This is a genomic window from Frankia alni ACN14a, from assembly GCF_000058485.1.
GTDB lineage: Bacteria > Actinomycetota > Actinomycetes > Frankiales > Frankiaceae > Frankia > Frankia alni.
On sequence record NC_008278.1, the window covers coordinates 7,417,301 to 7,432,870 of the forward strand.

Consider the following 15,570-nt stretch of genomic DNA (forward strand, 5'->3'; position numbering starts at 1 on the left):
AGCGCGGTGGGCGCGGCCGGCCGACCACGTTCGGATCCGGCTGGGAGCCGGCCCGGCTACAGCGCGGCGCCGATCAGCGAACGGCGTCGAAGCTGTGGTCGGGGGCGTTGCGGTCCATCTCGTCGAGGATCGTGTTGACGAGCTGGGTGAGCAGGTGCAGACCGCCCGTGTACCCGATGATCGGGAACCGGTGCAGGTGGTGCCGGTCGAAGATCGGGAACCCGACCCGGACCAGCGGCACGTTCGCCTCGCGGGAGATGTACTTCAGCTGCATGCTGCCGATGAGCACGTCGACCGGCTCCGTGAAGACCAGCGACCGCAGGTGCCAGAGGTCCTTCTCCGGCCACACCGTCGCCTCGTCGCCGAACTTGCTGGCGGAGAGCACCTTCTCCATGCGGGCCTTGAAGGAGGTGTCGGCGTTCGTGCTCACGATGTGCACCGGGATCATGCCGAGTTCGAGCACGAAGCGGGTCAGCGCGACGACGAGGTCCGGGTCGCCGGCGATGGCCACCCGCTTGCCGTGCACGTAGGCGTGCGAGTCGGTGATCGCGTCGACCAGGCGGCCACGCTCGGCGGTCAGCTCCGCCGGGACCTCGACGTCGGCGACCTTGGCGACCGCGGTCAGGAAGGCGTCCGTGCCCTTGACCCCGAGCGGGGTCTCGAGCGTGATCGTCTCCTGCTTCCAGTCCTTCTCGATGTACTCGGCCGTGCGGCGCAGCGTCGACTCCTGCAGCAGCAGGCTCGCGCGGCTGAACTTCGCCAGCGCCCCCTCCTTCAGCGGGGTGCCGCCCGGGTAGAGCTCGTACTCGCCGTTCGCCGGCGAGTCCAGCGCGCTGGAGTGGTCGCCGAGGATCAGCGGGTCGACGCCCATCAGCTCGAGGATGCGCTTGTACTCGCGGTGGTTGCCGACGTAGGTGTCGAACCCGGGGATGACGTTGAGCCGGACCTTGTCGGACTTCGCCACCTTCGACGCGTCCGCGTCGGGGGACTTCGCCAGCATCTCGATGATGCCCTTGAGCATCACGTCGTAGCCGGTGATGTGCGAGCCCACGAAGGACGGGGTGTGGGCGTACGACACCGGGAAGTCCTGGGTGATCGCCTCCTGCTCGCGCGCCGCGCCGATGTAGGCGAACAGGTCCTCACCGATGACCTCGGCCATGCAGGTGGTGCTGACCGCGATGTGCTTCGGCTTGTAGAGGGCGGTGATGTTCTCCATCGCCTCGACGAGGTTGTTGATGCCGCCGAACACGGCGGCGTCCTCGGTCATCGAGGTGGAGGCGGCGGGCACCGGCTCCTTGAAGTGCCGGGCGAAGTGGCTGCGGAAGTACGCCACGCAGCCCTGCGACCCGTGCACCAGCGGCATGGTGCCCTCGAAGCCGAGCGCGGCGAGCACCGCGCCGAGCGGCTGGCAGGCCTTGGCCGGGTTGACGGTCAGGGCCTCCCGGGCGAAGTTCTTCTCCCGGTACTCCCACCCGCGGGTCCAGTCGAGGACCCGCTGGACCTCTTCCTTCGGGGCGGCGTTCTCGAACTCGCGCTTGCCCTCGAACTGCTTCTGGTAGACCTCGTCGCGGAAGATGTCGTTGTGGTCAAGGACCCGCAGCGGGACCGCGCTGGTGTGCTCGGGGGTCGTCGTCACCGGACGTCCCTCCTCTCCCCTGTGGGGCTTGTCCCCAGGTGGGGCTTGAGGCCTGCCGCGGCAGCCGCCAGCGACCGTTCGGGGTCACGGGATCGCTGGCGGCTGCGTTCGGCCAGGCCGGGATGAACTACTGGTCAGCTACTACAAGTGGCCGTCTACTGCTGGGCGCCTGGCGCCCGGATGCCCGAAGGGCGGCGGATCAGGCGACCTCGCCGGCCTTCGACCAGGGAGCCTCGAGGAGGTCCCAGGCCGGGCTGTTGATGGCGATGTCCATGTCCCGGGCGAAGACCGCGAAGCCGTCGACGCCGTGGTAGGGCCCGGAGTAGTCCCAGGAGTGCATCTGCCGGAAGGGGATGCCCATCTTGTGGAAGACGTACTTCTCCTTGACGCCCGCACCCATCAGGTCCGGCTTGAGGAACTTGGCGAACTCCTCGAGCTCGAACGCGGTCGGGTCGTCGTAGAGGACGGTGCCTTCCTTGAGCATGCCGTAGGTCCGGGTGTAGTCGTCCTTGTGGGCGAACTCGTAGCCGGTGCCGACGACCTCCATGCCAAGGTCCTCGTACGCGCCGATGGTGTGCCGGGGACGCAGGCCACCGACGGCGAGCATGACGCGCTTGCCCTCGAGCCGCGGCCGGAACGCCTTGGTGATCTCGTCGAAGCGCACCTGGTACCGGGCGATCGCCGCCTCGGTCTTCGCCTTGATCTCGTCGTCGAAGAACTCGGCGATCTTGCGCATGGAAGAGATGATCTTCGTGGGGCCGAAGAAGTTGAACTCGGTCCACGGAGTGCCGAAGCGCTCCTCCATGGTCGTGCAGATGTAGTTCATCGAGCGGTAGCAGTGGATCAGGTTGAGCTTCGACAGGTGCGTCGAGGCCATCTCGTTGATCGTGCCGTCGCCGGACCACTGGGCGATGACCCGCAGGCCCATCTCCTCGAGGATGCGCCGGGAGGCCCAGGCGTCACCGCCGATGTTGTAGTCACCGATCAGCGCGACGTCGTAGTCGGTCCGCTCGAAGGAGTCGCCGCCGGTGCCGAGCACGTGGTCGCGGACAGCGTCGTTCGCGATGTGGTGGCCCAGCGACTGGCTGACGCCACGGAAGCCCTCGCAGCGAACGGGGATGACCGGGATGTCGAGCTTCTTGGAGGACTTCTTGGCCACGGCCTCGATGTCGTCACCGATCAGACCGATCGGGCACTCGGACTGCACGGAGATGCCCTTGGCCAGCGGGAACAGCTCGACGATCTCGTCGCAGACCTGCTCCAGCTTGGGGTCACCGCCGAAGACGATGTCCTTCTCCTGGAAGTCCGTCGTGATCTGCATGGCCGTGAAGTTGTCGACGCCGAGGTGACCGTGGGCGTAGTTGCGCCGGGTCGCCCAGGAGTACTGACCGCAGCCGACCGGGCCGTGGCTGATGGTGACCATGTCCTTCACCGGGCCCCACACCACGCCCTTGGAACCGGCGTAGGCGCAGCCGCGGATCGTCATGACCCCGGGCCGGGACTTGATGTTGGACTTGACCTCGCACTCCTTCGACCCCTCGGGGTCGTTGGCCTTGAGGTGCTTGGCCCGGAACTTGGCTGCCTTCTTGGGGTACTGAGACAGAACCTCGGCGATCATCGCCTCGGTCTCGGCCCGCTCGGGTGCCGGTGTCGTCGTCATGGTCGGGACCTCATCCTCGACGGTGTCGGTGCAGGTGGGCGTGGGATCGTCAGGCGACCGCGGCGGCCTTGCCGATCACGCTCTCGTCCTCCTGCGCCATGATCCCGAAGTCGATGAGGAGCTCCTCGAGCTCGTCCATCGTGATCGGGGTCGGGATCGTCTTCATGTCGTTGTTGACGATCTTGTTGGCCAGCTGGCGGTACTCGTCGGCCTGGCTGTTCTTCGGGTCGTACTCGATGACCGTCATCCGGCGCAGCTCGGCGTGCTGCACGACGTTGTTACGCGGGATGAAGTGGATCATCTGGGTGTTGAGACGGCGGGCGAGCTCCATGATCAGCTCGTCCTCGCGGTCGGTCTTGCGGCTGTTGCAGATGAGCCCGCCGAGCCGGACACCGCCGGAGTGCGCGTACTTCAGGATGCCTCGGGCGATGTTGTTCGCCGCGTACATCGCCATCATCTCGCCGGAGGTGACGATGTAGATCTCCTGCGCCTTGCCCTGGCGGATCGGCATCGCGAACCCACCACACACAACGTCACCGAGGACGTCGTAGGTGACGAAGTCGAGGTCCTCGTACGCGCCGGCCTCCTCCAGGTAGGTGATGGAGGTGATGACGCCACGGCCGGCGCAGCCCACACCCGGCTCCGGGCCACCGGACTCGACGCACTTGATGCCCCACTGGCCCTCGACGAGCACCTCGTCGAGCTCCAGGTCCTCGACCGAACCCTTCTCGGCGGCGAGCTGGATGACGGAGGTCTGCGCCTTCGAGTGCAGGATCAGGCGGGTCGAGTCAGCCTTCGGGTCGCAGCCAACGATCATGACGCGCTGGCCCATCTCGGCCATGGCCGCCATGGTGTTCTGCTGGGTGGTGGACTTGCCGATACCACCCTTGCCGTAGAAGGCGATCTGGCGCATGCGGTGCTCCTCCTTGGGACGGTTGCCCGGCGCGCGGTCACCGGGGCTCGGCCATGCCGGTCGGGCTGGCCGGGCCGCTCGGCCCGCGGGCTGCCGGACGTGCCGCCGGTCGGTTGACCGGGACGTCGGCACTACCGTGGTGCTGGTCGTACGACCCCTGGCGCGGGGCAGGTCGGTCAGACCTGCTCTTCGCGCCGGGGGGCCTCCACTCGGGGGGTCGGCATCTCTACCCGCCCGAGAAGCTCCTGGAAGTCACGGCCGTGAAGGCCGCGCTTGTGCTGGGTGGCGGCGGCGCGGACCCGCTCCAGCAGGGGTTCGATCTCGTCGTCCTCGGCGGTCAGTCCGTACTGCTCGAGGGCGTAGCGGACCGAGGCCCGCCCGCTGTGCTTGCCGATCGCCAGCCGCCGCCGCCCGCCGACCTCGGCGGGGTCGAACGGCTCGTACGTCGCCGGGTGGCGCAGGATGCCGTGCACGTGGATGCCCGACTCGTGCGCGAACACCGACTCGCCGACCACCGCCTTACCCGCCGGCAGGGGCCGGCGTGCGGCCCGCGACACCAGTCGGGCAAGGCTGCGAAACGACGTCGTGTCCAGGTCGACGGGCAGCTTCAGCAGGTGCCGAAGCGCCATCGCGACCTCTTCGATCGGGGCGTTCCCGGCGCGTTCACCCAGGCCCAGCACGGTGGTGCTGACCCAGGTGAACCCCGCCTGGACGGCGGCGATGGTGTTGGCCGTCGCCAGGCCGAAGTCGTCGTGGGCGTGGATCTCCCACGGCCCCGGGACCGCCCTGACCAGTCGCCCCAGCCGATCGTGCGCGCTCACCGGGTCGAGCAGGCCGACGGTGTCGGCCCAGCGCAGCCTGGTGACGCCCAGTTCCCGCAGTTCGCCCGCCAGGTCCGTGACGAACGCGTCGTCGGCGCGGGAGGCGTCCTCGAAACCGACGCTCACCCGCATCCCGCGGTCCGTCGCGTCCGCAACACAGTCGCGGACCCGCAGCCGCGCCCAGGCCCGGTCCCGCCCCAACTTGCTCTTCAGGTGCAAGTCGGAGACCGGGATGGTCAGGTGCGCGGTCACGAGGCCGCAGCTGGCCGCGGCCTCGACGTCGCGGTGGTCGGCCCGGCACCAGCCCACGATCTCCGCGTGCGGATCGGTTGCGAGGATCTCCCGCAGCACGTCCCGCTCGGTGACACCCATCGCCGGGATTCCGGCCTCGATCTGGTGTACTCCGATGGCGTCCAGGGCAGCGGCGATGGCGAGTTTCTCGGCCGCGGTGAATGCGACGCCAGGCGCCTGCTCGCCGTCGCGGAGCGTGGTGTCGCAGAATTTGATCGCCGCGTCCGGCTGTATCGCCGTGGTAGATGAGCTGGGAAAACGGGGGTCTCGCACTGTCATCACCAGCCGTTGCTCCGGGACTGAAGACCATGGGCTGCGCCGCGAACTGTGGTTCTGCGTTTGTTCGGCGGCGACATGAATCAGACTAGGAGGCGATTATTTCGAGGCTGCAAGCGCCGGTAACTTCCGGGTTAACAGGTATTCCGAGCGGATGAGTGCAAGCTTTTCCGTCGGGATATCTCGAAGGATATCTGCCAGGAAAAACTTATCCTTGGATTTTTCTTTGGGGGACTTCGTGCGGGCCGTAGGTGGCCCAGCTCACCCGGCGGGGGTGGGCCGCCCAGGGCGGCCGGGGGCCCTCGTGGTCACGCACCTCACCGAGGGCGGCGCCCGCGCCGAACGAATAGGAGCACCGGCGGAGGCGTCCGACCGTGCATACGCCAGGTTATCCGACGGGGCCGGCCAGGCGAGTCCTTTCCGTAGCGCAAATGTCACGGAAAGAGGTCCGCGGGGATCGTCGAGGGGTTGCCGAGGGGCCGTCGAGAGGCCGCGGCGGTGGTGCGGAGTACGCACTAATCGGCACGTCCCGACGGCGTCACCATCGGCCTGTGCAGCGAGGGTTAACGTTATCGAAACCCTTGAACTTCTTCCCGGGTTGGACCTCGTCGGACGGGTCGGATATCTTACGGATAACAAAAAGACGCCGGGCGAAGCCGGGCGAGGCCGGCCCGGCAGCACGCAGTGCTTTCCCTCGGGGAAGCGGAAGGAGCTGGGCGTGTCGGTACACGTATACGCGGGGTACTTCGGTTGCCAGCCGGGATGGTAGAGATGTCGGAGGCGCAGATGATCGGTGTGCCGACCGACACCCCCGGGAGCTGGGAGGACCTGCGGTCGGCCGTGGTGGGGAACAACGGAGTCTTCAGGACCACCATGGGCATGCTGCGGGAGATCGGTGGCTACGGCCGGCTCGGGACGAACGTGCGGCAGATCCTCAGCCGCAACCTCGCGGGTATCGGTCTCGGTCACCTACCCATGGAGCTGCCGGCATACCAGGACAAGGAGATCCTGCTCTTCCAGTACGGCACCCCCGCGGCCGAGATCGTCGAAGCCGTCCGTGAGGGCGCCTCGGACGGAGCCGAGACCGCCCTGATCCGGCTGAACTCGTCGCAGGACATCGCCAAGGTGCGAGACGCCTCACTGAAGGCGGTCGAGCTCCTGTCGATCCTGAACGACCGATGCCGGGACTGCATGCGTCCACTGCCGTGAACGATCGGTAGGCGGCTCCCCTCAGCGATTCTCGCCGATCGCCGAGGCACCGCCTGCCCGTCGACTCGGCCCGCAGATCGCCGCCGCCGGCGCGGGTCCGGGGACGGCGGCTACCACGGGCTTTCTCTCGCAGTGGCGACCTGGGACGCCGCTGCGAGAGAAAGCCTGGGTCACCGTCCGATCGTTGACCACTGCCCCGGCCGACCGGCCCGGGCAGTGGTTTGCGATCCGCTCGGTCACAGGTGTAGATCCCTCCTTGGACTCCTTGTCGGACACCTGGAGGGACGAGACCATGACGACGGGCACCGGCCGAGCAGACGCCATGGCCGCGGCGCGCGTGACCTGGGTGCTCATCCCCGGTGCGGGGGGCGCCTCCTGGTACTGGCACCTCGTGGCGCGCAGGTTGGCGGAGGCCGGCGGGACCGTCGTCGCCGTCGACCTCCCCGCCGCGGACGAACGCGCCGGCCTGCCCGAGTACGCCGACGCGACGGTCGCCGCGGTGACCACGGCAACCCCGACAACCGGGGCAACGCCGGCAACCGGGGTAACCGGGGCGACCGGGGCCGCGGTCCGGCCGGGCGCCGACGGGGCCGGCCACGCCGCGTCCGGCGGCGGCGAGGTGGTGGTGGTCGCGGCCTCCCTGGGCGCCTTCGTCGCGCCGCTGGTGTGCGAGCGGCTGCCGGTGTCGTTGGTCGTCCTGGTCAACGGCATGATCCCGCTGCCGGGCGAGACGCCGGGCGCATGGTGGGAGGCGACCGGCCAGCCGGCGGCCCGGCGCGCGTCGGACCTCCGCGCCGGCCGGCCGCCGGACGCGGACTTCGACGCCACGACGTACTTCTTCCACGACCTGCCGGCCCCGCTGGCCGCGCAGGCGTCGGCGGGCGAGCCCACCCAGTCGGAGGCGGTCTTCGGGTCGCGGCTGTTGATCGACGCCTGGCCGCCGGTGCCGACCCGGGTCCTCGTCGGTCGGGACGACCGCTTCTTCCCGGCGCAGTTCCAGCGCCGGGTAGCCCGCGAACGCCTGGGCCTCTCCGCCGACGAGATCCCGGGTGGTCACCTCGTCGCGCTCGCCAACCCGTCCGCCGTCACCGCCCGACTGCTCTCCTACGCCGAGGCGGCCCTCGGCCCGATCGGGCCTCGCTGATCAGCGGCTTCCCCTCGTTCCACCCGCTTACTGATCAATAAGCAAGTAGCGTGGGGGCCGTGAGCCAGACCAGGGAACGGATCCTCGCGATCGCCCGCGAGCTGTTCGTTCGTCATGGCTACACCGGCACGACCAACGCCGACATCGCCCGCGAGCTCGGCACCACGACGGCCGCGCTGTACTACCACTTCCCGTCCAAGGCGGCGATCCTCGACGGCCTGCTCGCCGAACCGCTGGCGGCCTACCACCGGATCATCGGTTACCTCGACACCGGGCCGCCCGCGCCGGCGGAGCTGCTCGGCGCGTTCATCGACCTGGCCGCGGACTCCCGCGAGCTGGCCGCGCTCATCGACCGGGACCCGAGCGTGCTGGCCGTCGTCGACAAGCGGCTGCCCCGCACCATCGAGCGGATGACCGAGCAGGTGATCGCCGCGCTGGCCGGCCCCGACGCCGACCGGGGCGCCGTCCTGCGCGCCCACGCCGCCTTCGCCGCGACCAAGCACGCCACCATGGCCGCGCTCGCCCTCAACGCCGGCACCCTCGACCCCGCGGATCGTGCCGAGATCCTCCGCACCGCCCTGCGCGTCCTTCAGCCTCCCGCCGCGGGCTGAGCCTCCCGCCACGGGATGGGGAATCCGGCTGCCTCGTCTCGCCCGACGGCGTAGAAGGGAAGGATGTCGCAGTATCACTTCGACCCCGGGACCTATCGGGCCATGGTGGTCGCCGAGGTGCCGCACTACGAGCGGCTCCAGGACGAGGTGGCGGCGGCGACGGCGGGCCGGCGGGTGACGCGTCTGCTCGATCTGGGGGTGGGCACGGGCGAGACCAGCGGGCGCGTGCTGCGCGTCCATCCGGATGCCGCCCTCGTCGCGCTGGACGAGAGCCCGGCGATGCTCGACGCCGCCCGCACCCGCCTGCCACCCGCGGACCTGCGCGTCGGCCGGCTCGAGGAGCCGCTTCCCGCCGGCCCGTTCGACCTGGTGATCTCGGCACTGGCCGTTCACCATCTCGACGGGCCCGGCAAGGCCGACCTGTTCCGCCGGGTCGCCGCGATCCTGCCGCCGCGTGGCCGCTTCGTGCTCGCGGACGTGGTCGAGCCAGACGACCCCGAGGACGCCGTCACTCCCGTCGACGGCGTCCACGACACACCGAGCCCGTTGCCCGACCAGCTCGACTGGCTTCGCGAGGCCGGTTTCGACACCGCGATCACCTGGCAGCACCGCGACCTGGTGGTCGTCACCGCCGATCGCGCCGCCCGCTGAGACCGGCTGCCACACTGCCACACCACGTACCACGCACCGCCCAGGTCGGCCAGGATCGGTCAGATGACGACGGTCCTGCTCGGGTTCGCCGCCGGTCTGCTCATCGCGACGGTCACCACTCCCGTCGGCGTGTCGGGAGCGGTGTTCCTGCTGCCCGTGCAGCTCGACGTCCTGCACACCCCGAACCCGGCGGTCACCCCGACGAACCTGCTGTTCAACGTCATCGCCACCCCCGGCGCCCTGGCTCGCTACCGCCGGCAGAACCAGCTCGCAGGGCCCCTGACCCGCCTTCTCGTCGCCGGCACCCTGCCCGGCGTCATCGCCGGCGCGATCATCCGCGTCCACCTGGTCCCCGGCGCCCGGCTGTTCCGCCTGCTGCTCGGTCTGTTCCTGCTGCCTCTGGGCATCTGGCTCTGCGCCCGCACCCTCCGCCTTTCACGCCAACCCCACCCCACCCCGCCGCCGCGGCCCCGCACCATCACCGCGCTGGCCCTGCTCGTCGGCCTCATCGGCGGCGTCTACGGCATCGGCGGCGGCTCGATCCTCAGCCCGATCCTCGTCGGACGCGGCATGCCCGTCCCCACCGTCGCCCCCGCCGCCCTCGCCTCCACCCTCGCCACCTCGATCGTCGGCGCCGCCGCCTACGCCATCCTCGCCCTGACCACCACCGGCAACATCGCCCCCCACTGGGCCGTCGGACTCGCCAGCGGCCTCGGCGGCCTCGGCGGCGCCTACCTCGGCGCCCGACTCCAACACCACATCCCCAACACCGGCCTACGACTGCTGCTCGGAGCCCTCGCCATCGCGCTGGCCGCCGTCTACCTCACCCAGGCCCTCTGACCGGCGCCGAGCCCTCCGCTCCAGGGCCCCGTCAGACGGTCCTGATCAGCGGCCTTCCGGAAGCTCGATGACCACATTGGTCGACTTCACCACGCCGACCACCACCACGCCCGGTTCCAACCCGAGCTCGTCGGCAGCCTCCCGGCTCATCAGCGACACCACCCGGTGCGGCCCGGCCTGGACCTCGACCTGCACCATCACCGGACCCCACACCACCCGCGTGACCAGGCCAGGAAAACGATTCCGGGCCGACCGGGCGACCACCGGAGAGCGCGCAAATCCCTGCTTGACGGCCAGATCCTCCATGAACCCGGCCAGAACAGCACCTTCGACCGCGCGACGTCCAGCGTCATCCGTGATCACCGCCAGCCGGCCGCTGTCCGCCCAACGACGCACCGTGTCATCGCTGACGCCGAGAAGCGCGGCGGCGTCTCTGATCGGGAAACTCGGCATGACCCAGATTACAGACCTCACCCGACCAGGCGGTCTTCACAGCCGCGCCTCGGGTCGGGGCCGCCGTCCCTCGCCCCGCCGGGCGGCTCGGAGTTCGCCCTACTCACCGCCAGCCGCCGCCGATGATGCCGACGGTTCGATGGGCGGCGGCCCGGTGGCCTGCTGGCGTAGCTGCTCGTTGAGCCGGTGGGCCTCGGCGAGCTGGTCTTCGAGCAGGACGATGCGGCAGGCGGCGTCGATCGCGGTGCCCTCGTCGACGAGTTCGCGGGCGCGCCCGGCGAGGCGGAGTTGGTGGCGGGAGTAGCGGCGGTGGCCGCCGTCCGAACGCAGGGGAGTGATCAGGCCGGCTTCGCCGAGGGCCCGCAGGAACGCGGGGGTGGTGTCGAGCATCTCGGCCGCGCGGCCCATGGTGAAGGCGGGATAGTCGTCGTCGTCAAGGCTGTCGGCCGGTCTGCGGGTGGTTCCAGGGGTCATCGCGCCTCTCGAGCACACATCGAGGGACCCCGGTGCCGCATGGCACCAGGGTCCCGAGGGTTCAACACCATCTACCGACGACTAGCGCCGGCTCTCTGTATCCGCGTGGCCGCCCAGGACGGGCGGGGACGCGGGGACCGCATATGCGTGACCGGGGACCACCTTCCAATCTGGGGCCTGCGGTAGCCGAGCGGGCTGGAGCGCCGCTCCGGCGATCCTGATGGCGTCTGCTCCTCTCTCCTCGTTCGTCACCTGACCGAGTGCTACCGATCTTGCGTGATCGTGCTCGACAGCCGTCCTTGGCTGCCGTCCCGCTCGCGCCAGTTCCTGTCTGGCGCGACCATGGACTCTCTTGGCTACGAGAAAGACTCTACCCAGGACAGCGCCCGATGTCTACTGCCGCGGATGCAGATTTTCCGGCTCCGCAGCGACAGACCATCGTCGGCCGGCAGATCCCGCCGACGGCCACGCGTCCGTCGCACAGGGCCACGAGATCGTCGGGATCCGACGTGAGCGCGGCAGCCGGGCGGGGCGGGGTGGGCGGGGCGGCCAGTACGGTCGTGCAGACCATCGCGTCGACGTGGTTCCGGCCGGGCCGGAACCAGGGAGGTGGAACCCTCCGGATACTCCTCGGTCACGTCGAGAGCGGGGCCGGATCTCCTCACCTTCCGTACCCACCCCCGGTGTGCCGGCGGTTGGGCGAAGGATCGCGCGTTTCACGATGCGCGAGGTGACGGGTGCCCATCAGCACGGATGCCCGTTCTCGACCTGGGCGTGGTGCGTCCAGGAGGTCCGTCCTTGGGTCGGATGTCCGGCGACACGAGCGTGGTGGACCCTCCGGATACGTGTCATCGCTCTCTGTTACTGGTCACATGATGCTCATGCATCCGATGGAGGTGGCGCAAGGCCACGACGACGCAGTCCGCCCCCCCGCTGACGTACAGGTGGACGGCCGGGCTCCGGCCAGCAGCCAGCGGCCGCCGGATCGGCGCCCCGAGCGGATGACTGGACAGACCTCCGAGTCACGGGGTCCGCACCGGCGCGGCGTGCTCGGCAGCGCCGGGCTGCTCGGCGCCGCCCGGCTGGCCAGCATTGCCCGGCTGTTCGGCGGCGCGGGACTGCTCGGCGGCACCGGCCTCGTCGGCGGTGCTCTCGCCCCGAGCGGACTGCCCGGCCTCGGGGTCGGCACCGCCCTGGCCGCCGACGACGCCGGTCACCAGCCCGGGATCACCGAGACTCCCCCGGACTGGCTGGTGTTCACCGCCTACGACCTGACCGCCGCCGATCCGAGCGCGGCGCGCTCGTCGCTCGAGGCGGTGCTGCGCGCCTGGACATCCGGCGTGGCGGGGTTGACGACCGCGCCGGCGGCGGGCGGCGGGGTGGGGCTGACCGTCACCGTCGGGCTCGGCGCGTCGGCGCTGCGCCGCGCCGGCCTCGGCGACCGGATCCCCGGGGAACTCGCCGACATCCCCGCGATGCCCGGTGACCAGCTCGACCCGGCCCGCAGCGGCGGGGACCTCGGCGTGCAGGTGTGCTCCACCGATCCGACGGCGGCCCTGTCGGCCGCCGCCCGGATGGGCACCCTCGCCGCGCCGTTCGCGGCCACCCGCTGGGTACAGCGGGGGTTCCAGCCCACCAACCCCGGCTCGACGGACCCCCCGGGTGCACACCGCAACCTGATGGGCCAGCTCGACGGGCTGGCCAACCTCCAACCGGGCACCCCCCAGTTCGACCGTGCCGTCTGGGCGTCGGGGGAGCCCGCATGGATGCGCGGCGGCAGCTACCTGGTTCTCCGGCGCATCCGGATGCTGTTCGACGCCTGGGGACGACTCGACGAGAGCGACCAGACCGCGGTGATCGGCCGGCGGCAGTCCGACGGCGTGCCGCTGTCGGCCGGCCCCGGCGCCACGGCGTTCACCCTGCCGGACATCAACGTCCGCCGTCCCGACGGCCAGTTCGCCATCGCGGCCAACGCCCACGTCCGGGTGACGAGCCCGCCCGCGAACGGCGGTGCCGTCATCTTCCGGCGCGGCTACTCCTACGACGACGGGCCGGACTCGTCCGGCGCCCGGGACGCGGGCCTGTTCTTCGCGTCCTACCAGGCCGATCCGCGGACGTCCTACGTCCCGATCCAGCAGAGGATGTCCGCATCCGACGCCCTGAACGCCTTCATCCGCACCACCTCCAGCGCCCTGTTCGCGATCCCGCCCCTGCCCTCTCCGGGCGGCTACTTCGCCCAGGCACTGATCGAGAACGGCTGAACGGCCCCGTTCCGGTAACCAGCAGACCCGATGAGCGCGGTATGGCGGACGGGCAGGGGGTCGCCCTGATCCGGTTCCTGGTCGTGGCCTGACGGGCGTAGGTCACCGGTGTATCGGGGTACCAGGTGGACGTTCGGTGAACGTTCCAGCCGAACCGGAAATTCGGTTTCGAGAGCGGACGTCACCCCGTTCCGGCGTTTCGCTCTCGGTGACGCTCCCAGAAAAATGGTCCGATCAGGGGAAACGCCACCGCGGTACACCCGGCGCTGTTCGGCACCGACCACTGACCCGCCACCGCTACGACCACCATCGTCACGAGTATGAAGAACGGGGTACCGACGGCGAGCAGCGTTGCGCTCGCGACGCCGTCACGGCGAAGAAGGACCACCGCTGCCACCGAACACAGGGCCGCCGGACCAGTGAAGATCAGGAGTGGTCCACCGAACCACACAAACGCCAGGCCAGCACCGGAAGACGCCAGCACGAGCGTTCCGACCGGCCATAACACGCTCGCGGACGCGGCGAGACAGGCAATCACGCAGGTCGCGGCACCCGCTGGCTGCGCCCTGCCCGGCCCGCCGAAGCGAAGGGTTCGGGTCACGGACCTCACCTCCATCCACATGATGCGTGAAACACGGAAGAGGCGGTGATCGTGCAGCCGGGCTCGGACTCCGCGGATCTTCCCCGGGCGGTGGCTCGAATGCCGACCGGACTGACGTTCACCGAGTCCTGCGGGGCCGTCGACACCGTGCTCATTTACCGCACTCCGGCCGAGCAGGTCGGCAGCCGACCGCAGCGAACAGTCCCTGGTCGCGAAGGGCCGCTCTCGGCGAGTACTACTCCACGGGGTGCAATCCGATGTCGTCGCCGACCGACCCCGCCGCGACGCGAACCGCGAGGTCGGTATCCCGCCGCTCCATGTCGGCGTGGTGCTCGGAAGGCGAGATCCGCTCCTTGCTGCGCCGGCTTGTCCACAGGTCGCGATGTACGTCGGCCTACATGGTCGTCCGCCGACGACACGCCCGTTGCTACAGGCCCTGCTACCCCGGCCGGGCCGGCATGGCGCCGGACGGGACAGAGTCCACGTGACGAGCATCACTCGCCGGGGGTGGGCGACGGCGCTCGCTGCGTGGATCGATCGGAGAATATGCGGATCGTGTCCGTTCCCATGCACGTCGGAGCAGGAGGCCGCGGAGTGTCCACCGTCGAGGAGCGCGTAAAGAACGTGGTCGTGGAGCAGCTGAACGTCAAGCCGGCGGAGGTCACGAACAACGCGTCGTTCGTCGAGGACCTGGGAGCGGACTCCCTGGACCTTGTCGAGCTGGGCGTGGCCCTGGAAGAGGAGTTCTCCATCGGTATCTCCGACGAGGACGCCGCGGGGATCAACACCGTGCAGGATGCCATCGACTGGATCAACGCGCGCTGGCGGTAGGGCACGCGGTCGGGCTGTCCACGCGATCCGCGCGCCGTGCGCTTACTCGCCTTCTCCATCACGTCGACGGCAGGGTGACGGTGGCTCCTACGCTGCTACCTGTGAAACTGATCGAAAGGCCTGGTAAGGCGGCGACGCTCACAGGCTTCGGTCGATCGAACCGCCTCCCGGCTGGCGCTGGTCAGCCGAGGTAGGGCGTCGGCCGGTGCTCCAGGTAGTGACCCGATCCGCAGGCGCATCGACGGGTGGATGTCTAGCCCGTCGATGTCGGCCGGGGTGACACCCCAGATTTGGCCACCCACACGCCCGCCCCGAACTCTGACGTGCACAGGCTGCCCCGCCACACCGGGGTCCGGGGGGTCGTCCCCCCGGGCATACATCAAGGCCACCGGGAAGCTGCCCGAAGGGCAGCAACCACGAGGAATCAGCGCGTGGAGACGCGGGGACTTGAACCCCGAACCCCTGCCTTGCAAAGGCAGTGCTCTGCCAATTGAGCTACGCCCCCTGGACATGCCTCCGCCGGGCCGCGTTGCCCGGAGGCAGGCGCCGCTCGGTGAAGCGCCCCCTAGCCTACGGCATCGAGCCCATCTCGGACCTTCACCGAGGCGGGAGTCCCGCGCGTCGGCGCCTGCCGCCCGGGGTGCCGGCCGGCCGATTCGGTGCCTGCCCAGGAGCAGGGTGGCTCACTTCCGCCCCTGTGGATAACTTCGACGCTGCCCATCGGCGGTCATGGCTTGGGGCTGTGGATAACTTTCGCGCTGCCCTCCGAGGGGCTGTGACGTCTGCCCTGTGGACAACTTCCACGCTCACCACTGGAGGTCAGCGTTGGAGCCTGTGGATAACTCCTCGCTGACCATCGGAGGGCGCCGGCGCCATCCGGCAGGCACCCTGAGGACGT

General features: G+C 69.8%; 14 protein-coding genes and 1 tRNA gene. 7 read left to right on the forward strand and 8 right to left on the reverse strand.

Annotated elements, in window-relative coordinates; all coding sequences use genetic code 11:
* Nucleotides 1-73: 73 nt before the first annotated feature.
* The 4 genes from nifK to nifV all read right to left on the reverse strand — a co-directional run bounded on the left by nifK (nt 74) and on the right by nifV (nt 5,603).
* Complete coding sequence (gene nifK / locus FRAAL_RS29745) at nt 74-1,636, reverse strand: nitrogenase molybdenum-iron protein subunit beta (protein WP_011607845.1); 1,563 nt, start codon at nt 1,634-1,636, stop codon at nt 74-76.
* Nucleotides 1,637-1,835: 199 nt separating this feature from the next.
* Nucleotides 1,836-3,296 carry a nitrogenase molybdenum-iron protein alpha chain gene (gene nifD / locus FRAAL_RS29750; protein ID WP_011607846.1) on the reverse strand — a complete coding sequence of 487 codons (1,461 nt, stop codon included), beginning with the start codon at nt 3,294-3,296 and terminating at the stop codon, nt 1,836-1,838.
* 49 nt (nt 3,297-3,345) lie between these two features.
* A complete protein-coding gene (gene nifH, locus FRAAL_RS29755) occupies nt 3,346-4,209 on the reverse strand; it encodes a nitrogenase iron protein (RefSeq protein ID WP_009741523.1) in 864 nt (287 codons plus the stop codon).
* Nucleotides 4,210-4,385: 176 nt separating this feature from the next.
* Nucleotides 4,386-5,603 carry a homocitrate synthase gene (nifV, locus tag FRAAL_RS29760; protein WP_011607848.1) on the reverse strand — a complete coding sequence of 406 codons (1,218 nt, stop codon included), beginning with the start codon at nt 5,601-5,603 and terminating at the stop codon, nt 4,386-4,388.
* Between the two features lie 765 nt (nt 5,604-6,368).
* Between nifV and FRAAL_RS29765 the strand changes: the two genes are divergently transcribed.
* The 5 genes from FRAAL_RS29765 (at nt 6,369) to FRAAL_RS29785 (ending at nt 10,052) form a co-directional block, all read left to right on the forward strand.
* The gene (locus FRAAL_RS29765) at nt 6,369-6,806 is read left to right on the forward strand and encodes a hypothetical protein (protein ID WP_041939986.1); all 438 of its coding nucleotides are present in this window, start codon (nt 6,369-6,371) and stop codon (nt 6,804-6,806) included.
* 292 nt (nt 6,807-7,098) lie between these two features.
* Complete coding sequence (locus FRAAL_RS29770; RefSeq protein ID WP_231861430.1) at nt 7,099-7,950, forward strand: alpha/beta fold hydrolase; 852 nt, start codon at nt 7,099-7,101, stop codon at nt 7,948-7,950.
* A gap of 59 nt (nt 7,951-8,009) precedes the next feature.
* Complete coding sequence (locus tag FRAAL_RS29775) at nt 8,010-8,561, forward strand: TetR/AcrR family transcriptional regulator (protein WP_157892258.1); 552 nt, start codon at nt 8,010-8,012, stop codon at nt 8,559-8,561.
* A gap of 63 nt (nt 8,562-8,624) precedes the next feature.
* A complete protein-coding gene (locus FRAAL_RS29780) occupies nt 8,625-9,212 on the forward strand; it encodes a class I SAM-dependent methyltransferase (RefSeq protein ID WP_011607855.1) in 588 nt (195 codons plus the stop codon).
* A 63-nt stretch (nt 9,213-9,275) separates the two neighbouring features.
* Nucleotides 9,276-10,052: a sulfite exporter TauE/SafE family protein gene (locus FRAAL_RS29785; protein ID WP_011607856.1), complete on the forward strand. Its 777-nt coding sequence runs from the start codon at nt 9,276-9,278 to the stop codon at nt 10,050-10,052.
* 45 nt (nt 10,053-10,097) lie between these two features.
* Here the strand turns inward: FRAAL_RS29785 and FRAAL_RS29790 are convergent, their stop codons facing one another.
* Complete coding sequence (locus FRAAL_RS29790; RefSeq protein WP_041939988.1) at nt 10,098-10,505, reverse strand: TOBE domain-containing protein; 408 nt, start codon at nt 10,503-10,505, stop codon at nt 10,098-10,100.
* A 99-nt stretch (nt 10,506-10,604) separates the two neighbouring features.
* On the reverse strand, nt 10,605-10,979 hold the full coding sequence (locus FRAAL_RS29795) for a MerR family transcriptional regulator (RefSeq protein ID WP_041939989.1): 375 nt from the start codon (nt 10,977-10,979) through the stop codon (nt 10,605-10,607).
* 1,001 nt (nt 10,980-11,980) lie between these two features.
* Here FRAAL_RS29795 and FRAAL_RS29805 point away from each other — a divergent pair.
* On the forward strand, nt 11,981-13,240 hold the full coding sequence (locus tag FRAAL_RS29805) for a Dyp-type peroxidase (protein WP_011607861.1): 1,260 nt from the start codon (nt 11,981-11,983) through the stop codon (nt 13,238-13,240).
* A 181-nt stretch (nt 13,241-13,421) separates the two neighbouring features.
* On the opposite strand, the gene FRAAL_RS29810 is transcribed toward FRAAL_RS29805, so the two are convergent.
* On the reverse strand, nt 13,422-13,841 hold the full coding sequence (locus FRAAL_RS29810) for a hypothetical protein (protein ID WP_157892259.1): 420 nt from the start codon (nt 13,839-13,841) through the stop codon (nt 13,422-13,424).
* Between the two features lie 51 nt (nt 13,842-13,892).
* Here FRAAL_RS29810 and acpP point away from each other — a divergent pair, with 51 nt between their 5' ends.
* Nucleotides 13,893-14,672: an acyl carrier protein gene (gene acpP, locus FRAAL_RS36455; RefSeq protein WP_505474310.1), complete on the forward strand. Its 780-nt coding sequence runs from the start codon at nt 13,893-13,895 to the stop codon at nt 14,670-14,672.
* 432 nt (nt 14,673-15,104) lie between these two features.
* Here acpP and FRAAL_RS29820 read toward each other — a convergent pair.
* A tRNA-Ala gene (locus FRAAL_RS29820) sits at nt 15,105-15,177 on the reverse strand.
* Nucleotides 15,178-15,570: the final 393 nt, after the last annotated feature.